Source organism: Nocardiopsis protaetiae, assembly GCF_045446735.1.
GTDB lineage: Bacteria > Actinomycetota > Actinomycetes > Streptosporangiales > Streptosporangiaceae > Nocardiopsis > Nocardiopsis protaetiae.
Window position 1 is genome coordinate 1 of record NZ_JBJJBV010000357.1, and the last position, 5679, is coordinate 5679.

8 protein-coding genes are annotated in these 5679 nt (G+C 74.1%); 6 read left to right on the plus strand and 2 right to left on the minus strand.

The window, feature by feature from the left end; genetic code table 11:
* The 6 genes from ACJOT3_RS31735 to ACJOT3_RS31760 form a co-directional block, all read left to right on the plus strand.
* The coding region (locus tag ACJOT3_RS31735) for an ABC transporter permease (protein WP_406976819.1) at window positions 1–685 on the plus strand (685 nt) is incomplete at its 5' end.
* On the plus strand, window positions 685–1557 hold the full coding sequence (locus ACJOT3_RS31740; protein WP_406976820.1) for an ABC transporter permease: 873 nt from the start codon (window positions 685–687) through the stop codon (window positions 1555–1557). The genes ACJOT3_RS31735 and ACJOT3_RS31740, both read left to right, overlap by 1 nt.
* Window positions 1554–2357: an ABC transporter ATP-binding protein gene (locus ACJOT3_RS31745; RefSeq protein ID WP_406976821.1), complete on the plus strand. Its 804-nt coding sequence runs from the start codon at window positions 1554–1556 to the stop codon at window positions 2355–2357. Before ACJOT3_RS31740 ends, ACJOT3_RS31745 begins: the two co-directional genes overlap by 4 nt.
* On the plus strand, window positions 2347–2682 hold the full coding sequence (locus tag ACJOT3_RS31750; RefSeq protein ID WP_406976822.1) for a hypothetical protein: 336 nt from the start codon (window positions 2347–2349) through the stop codon (window positions 2680–2682). The genes ACJOT3_RS31745 and ACJOT3_RS31750 overlap by 11 nt, the downstream gene beginning before the upstream one ends.
* On the plus strand, window positions 2679–3431 hold the full coding sequence (locus ACJOT3_RS31755) for an SDR family NAD(P)-dependent oxidoreductase (protein WP_406976823.1): 753 nt from the start codon (window positions 2679–2681) through the stop codon (window positions 3429–3431). Before ACJOT3_RS31750 ends, ACJOT3_RS31755 begins: the two co-directional genes overlap by 4 nt.
* A gap of 38 nt (window positions 3432–3469) precedes the next feature.
* Entirely contained in the window at window positions 3470–3967 is a 498-nt protein-coding gene (locus ACJOT3_RS31760; RefSeq protein ID WP_406976824.1) for a 2,4'-dihydroxyacetophenone dioxygenase family protein, read from the plus strand.
* Between the two features lie 43 nt (window positions 3968–4010).
* On the opposite strand, the gene ACJOT3_RS31765 is transcribed toward ACJOT3_RS31760, so the two are convergent.
* Together ACJOT3_RS31765 and ACJOT3_RS31770 are read right to left on the minus strand one after the other, a co-directional pair.
* Window positions 4011–5201 carry an MFS transporter gene (locus ACJOT3_RS31765; RefSeq protein WP_406976825.1) on the minus strand — a complete coding sequence of 397 codons (1191 nt, stop codon included), beginning with the start codon at window positions 5199–5201 and terminating at the stop codon, window positions 4011–4013.
* Window positions 5198–5679 (minus strand): hypothetical protein (locus tag ACJOT3_RS31770; RefSeq protein WP_406976826.1); only part of this gene is annotated, 482 nt, incomplete at its 5' end. The genes ACJOT3_RS31770 and ACJOT3_RS31765, both read right to left, overlap by 4 nt.

Below are 5679 nucleotides of genomic sequence, written 5' to 3' on the forward strand. Positions count from 1 at the left end.
CCCCCCGCGGGTCTTCCCGCAGGTCACCGACGTGGCCCGGGCCCTGTGGGGCATGACCGCCAGCGGGGACCTGGCCCGGCACCTGGGCGCCAGCCTCTACCGGGTCCTGATGGGCTCGGTGATCGCGGTGGCCACCGCCCTGCCCTTCGGCATCGCCCTGGGCGCCAGCCGGGCCCTGTCGGCGTTCTTCTCGCCGCTGCTGCGGTTCTCGGTGGCGCTGGCGGGCATCGCCTGGATCCCCATCGCCACCCTGTGGCTGGGCTACGGCGACGGCGCGGTCGTCTTCATCGTCTGGAACGCGATGTTCTTCGCGCTCGCCTACAACACCATGCTGGGCGTGCGCCGCATCCCCGGGGAGCTGGTGCGCTCGGCCCGCTCCCTGGGGGCCGGGCCGTGGCGGCTCTTCTGGGAGGTGCTGCTGCCCGGGGCGATGCCCAGCGTCATCGCGGGCCTGCGCATCGGCCTGGGCTACGGCTGGCGCGGCCTGGTCGCGGCGGAGATCATCGCGACCCACGCCGGTCTGGGCTACGCGCTCTTCCTCGCCCAGACCTCGTTCTCGACCGACGTCATCATCGCCGCGATGGTGGTCATCGGTGTCCTGTGGCTCTGCACGGACCGCCTGCTGCTCGCCCCGCTGGAGCGCCGCACGGTCCGGCGCTGGGGCATGACCTCCGGGGAGGGGTGATGGCGGTGGCATCCGCCGAACGCACGCGCCCGGCCGGCCCCCGCAGGCCCGCCCGCGCCCCGGCCCCGCCGCTGCGGCGGCTGTGGCTGCGGCTCACCCGCAGCCCCGCGTTCCGCACCCTGGGACCCTTCGTCCCGGTGGTCGCCCTGTGGTGGCTGGTCGCGGAACTGGAGGTGTTCCCGCCCGCGTTCTTCGTCGGCCCCGACCGGGTCGTCGCCGAGTTCGCCGAGCTGGTCCGCAAGGGCGTCCTGCCCGGCTACCTGTCCGACTCGCTGGAGCGCCTGGCCTACGGCGCCGGGTTCGGCCTGCTCATCGGCATCCCCATGGGGTTCCTGACGGCGCTGTCCCTGCGGGTGCGCAAGGCGCTGTGGCCGATCCTGCTGTTCTTCCAGGCGATCGCGGACATCGCCTGGCTGCCGATCGTCATCGTCTGGTTCGGGTTCAGCCTGACCGCGGTCACGTTCGTCATCGTCTACACGGTCGTGTTCCCGCTCATGCTCGCCGTGGTCTCCGGGGTCGAGCAGGTGCCCCGGGAACTGGTGCTGGCGGCCCGTTCGCTGGGCGCCGGACGCCTGCGGGTGTTCTGGGAGGTGACCGTGCCGGGCGCGCTGCCGTCCATCGCCACCGGGGTGCGCACCGGGCTGGGCTACGGGTGGCGTGCGCTGGTGGCCGCCGAGATCATCGTCGGCACCAGCGGTATCGGATTCATGATGTTCGACGCCCGCCGCGTGGGCGACGTGAGCCAGGTCTTCCTCGGCATGGTCGTGCTGGGGATCCTCTGGTACATGCTCGACGCCCTCGTCCTGGCGCCGTTCGAAAGGGCCACCGTGGAACGGTGGGGATTGGTGCGCGGTATGGAGGACGACGGATGACCGCCCTGGTGATCGACCACTTGGAGAAGACCTACACCGACACCTACACCGGGGACGAGGTCGTGGCCATCGGCGACGTCTCCTTCTCGGTGTCCGAGGGCGAGTTCGTGTCCGTCCTGGGCCCCAGCGGCTGCGGCAAGACCACCGTCCTGAACACGGTCGCCGGGTTCGTCCGGCCCACCTCCGGAACGGTGTCCGTGGCCGGGAGGCCGGTCACCGGCCCGGGCCCCGACCGCGGCGTCGTCTTCCAGAACCACGCCCTCTTCCCCTGGAAGACCGTGCTCGGCAACGCGGTCTTCGGCCTGCGCATGAAGGGCGTGTCCCGGCGCGAACGCACCGAGCGCGGCCGCGAGCACCTGGCCCTGGTCGGTCTGGAGGGCTTCGAGAACCGCTACCCGCACGAGCTGTCCGGCGGTATGCGCCAGCGGCTCGGGGTCGCCCGCGTGCTGGCCACCGAACCCGCCGTGATGCTCATGGACGAGCCGTTCGCCAGCATCGACGCCCAGACCCGGCGCCGCCTCCAGGAGGACCTCACCCGGATCTTCGAGGCCCGCCGCCCCACGGTGTTCTTCGTGACCCACGACATCGACGAGGCGGTGTTCCTGTCCGACCGGATCGTCGTGTTGTCGGGGCGGCCCAGCACGGTCCGGGAGATCGTCACCGTGGACCTGCCCCGCCCCCGGACCTGGGACACGGCCGTCGACCACCCCGGGTTCCGGGCCACCGTCGCCCACGTCAACGGCCTGCTGGCCGAGGGGGAGCGCGAGAACGGTCCGGGGGACGCCGCCGATGTGGAGTAGAGCGGCGTCCTCGCCCACCCTGCGCCGGATCGCCGCGGTCGTCCTGGCGGTCCTGCTCTACCAGGGCTGGCTCTCCTTCCAGGCGGTCGGCAAGGCCGAACCCGGACTGGGCGAGAACCCCGACGAGCGCGGCCGCTTCCCGGTGGACGTGGTCCTGGGCTTCCCGCCCGAGCGCTACCACATCCTGCGCCTCCAGGACCACGGCCGGATCGCCGGGACCGACGGCACCACCGTCCACCTGCGCGGGGTGTCCCCCGCCGGGGTGGACGCCCTGGCCCGCGAGTACTGGATCGACGCGCTCGCCGTCCCCGAGGAGGGGCGTTGACCACCGACGCCCCCCACCACCCCCGAGAGGAGCCCATGGCCGAGACCCCCACCCCGGCCGTCGTCGTGGTCGGCGGCACCAGCGGCATCGGGGCGGCCGTCGCCGCCCGGTTCGCCGCCCGCGGCCACCGGGTCGAGGCCTGCGGGCTGCGCGCCGACGACGCCCCCGCCGACCTGCGCGAGAAGGTCGGGCTCACCGAGCTCGACGTCACCGCGCCCGGCGGGATCGAGGAGTACCTGGCGACCTTCACCGAGATCACCGCCCTGGTCAACGCGGTCGGTGTGATCCGCCGCCGCGAGGAGTTCGACCCGGCCGTGTTCGCGAGCGTCATCGAGGTCAACCTCGTTTCGGTGATGCGGGCCTGCACCGCCGCCCGGCCCGCCCTGGCCGCGGCCGGCGGCAGTGTCGTCAACCTCGCCTCGATGCTCAGCTTCTTCGGCGGCCCCCTGGTGCCCGCCTACACCGCCAGCAAGGGCGGCGTCGCCCAGCTCACCCGGTCCCTGGCCGTGGCCTGGGCGGCCGACGGCATCCGCGTCAACGCCGTCGCCCCGGGGTGGATCAGCACCGACCTGACCGGCGGCATCCGCACCGACCCCGCGGCCGAGGCGCGGATCCTGGACCGCACGCCCATGGGCCGCTGGGGCACACCCGCCGAGGTCGCGGGCGCGGTGGAGTTCCTGTGCGGGCCCGACGCCGGGTTCATCACCGGCGTCGTCCTGCCCGTCGACGGCGGCTACCTGGCCGCCTGACCCCCCTGAGACCCGACCCCCCGAAGAAAGGTGGAACCGTGCCCGACAACACCCCCGTCATCTCCCAGGCCGTCGGCATCCCCGACGAGATCGCGGTCGCCGCGGTCCCGGAGGACCCGCGCGTGTGGGTGCCGCAGGCACCCGACGTGTGGTTCCGGCCGCTGATGCTCAACACCGTCACCGGCCAGTGGTGCAACCTGCTCAAGGTCACCGCCTCCGGGATCGTCTCCCGCCACCGCCACCCGGGCGCCGTCTTCGGGTACGTCATCGAGGGCCGCTGGCACTACTACGAACACGACTGGGTGGCCGAGGCCGGGCACTTCGTCTACGAGCCGCCCGGCGAGATCCACACCCTGGCGGTCCCGGAGGACTGCGACCGCATGGTCACCTTCTTCAACATCACCGGCGCGATGGTCTACGTGGACGAGAACGGTGCCCAGACCGGGTACGAGGACGTCTTCACCAAGATCGAGATGGCACGCGCCCACTACGCCTCGGTGGGGCTGGACGGCTATCTGGAGCCGTTCATCCGCTGAACCGGGGGCCGGTCCGGGAGTGAGTGGGATCCCCCGGAACCGGTCATCTGCGCATGCCCGGCGTGAGCGCGTACACCGCGGCGCAGACGGCCGCGCACATCACCCCGCCCGCGGCCATCGCGGCGCCCGCGCCCAGCAGCGGGGCGACCAGCCCGGCGCGGAAGTTCCCCAGGTGCGGCCCGGCGATCCCGATCGCCAGCTCCAGCGAGCTCACCCGGCCGCGCATGTCCTCGGGGGTGGCGGACTGCACCAGGGTGCCCCGGCTCACCACCGACCAGGTGTCGGCGGCCCCGGCCACCGCCAGCGCGGCCAGCAGCGGCGGCAGGTGGGCGCTGAACCCGGCCGCGGCCAGGGCCAGGCCCCACACGCACGCGCACGCGGTCATCACCGTCCCGGGGCGGCCGCGCCGGGTGACTGTGCCGCTCAGCACCATGCCGGTCACCCCGCCGACGGCGACGGCGCTGCCGAACAGGCCCAACGTGGCCGGGTCGCCGCCGAACCTCTCCTGGTTGATCGCGGGGAACAGCGCCAGCGGCATCGCCAGCACGGTCGCCGCCAGGTCCACCAGCAGCGCGCCGCGCACCGGCGGCCGCCGCACCGCGAACCGCAGCCCCTCGGCCATCGCCCCGAACCCCCGCGAGGTGCCCGCCGGGTCCACCGACAGCCCGCGCAGCCCGTACAGGGAGGCCGCGAAGCCCACCAGGTTGACCAGGAAGCACACCTCCACCCCCGCCGCCGAGGTGAGCAGCCCGGCCAGCGCGGGGCCCGCCAGCAGGCCCACCTGGAAGGACAGGTTGTACAGGGCCAGCGCCGGGGCGATCAGCCCGTCACCGACCAGGGCGGGCACCATCGCCCGCCGCGCGGGCTGGCCGATCGCCATGAGCAGGGTGTTCACCCCGACCAGCGCCAGGATCGCCGCCACCGATCCCAGGTGCGCTGCCGCGGCCAGCGCCGCCACCGTCGCGCACTGGGCCAGGATCACGGACCGGGCCACCCGGGCCCGGTCGACGGTGTCGATGAACGCCATCCCCACGGGCAGGGCGACGAACCACGCCACCGCGCTCACCAGCCCCAGCGCGCCGATCAGGACGGTGGACCGGGTCAGCTCCCACACCGCGAAGGTCGCGGCGAACACGGTGAACTGCCCGCACAGCGCCGAGGCGGCCGACCCGGCCCAGAACCTCCGGAAGGCCGGCACCCGCCGCAGCGGGGTCACATCGAGCAGGAACCTCACAGCTCCGGCCAGGCCTCCATGAGGGCGGACCACAGCAGCGCACAGCCGACCAGCCCGCCGAGCACCGGCACGCCCCCCGCCGCCACCCACCCCCACGCGCCGAGCGCCGCCCGGCGGGCCCCGGCGGCGGTACCGCCGCCGGGCGGCCTGCGGCCGGGGGATGCCCGCAGCACTCCCCACCAACCGAGGGCGACACCGGCGGCGGGCGGGAGCAGCAGCAGGAGCACGGCCGCGGGGGACAGGTCGGCGAACCGCTCGGCGGCCTGGTTGCAGCGGATGGCGGCCGTATCCTCCGAGGTCAGCGCGCAGGAGAAGGGTTCGGCCGCGGTCAGGGCGAGGACGGCCGCCCACGCGGCGGCCACCAGGGCCGCCAGCGTGACGGCTCCCATGGCCAGCCGCGGCGCGGGCGCGGGGCGCGGCCGCTCGCCACGGTCGGCGCGGCCCAGGGGGAGCAGGGGGGAGGGCATGCGCCCCATCG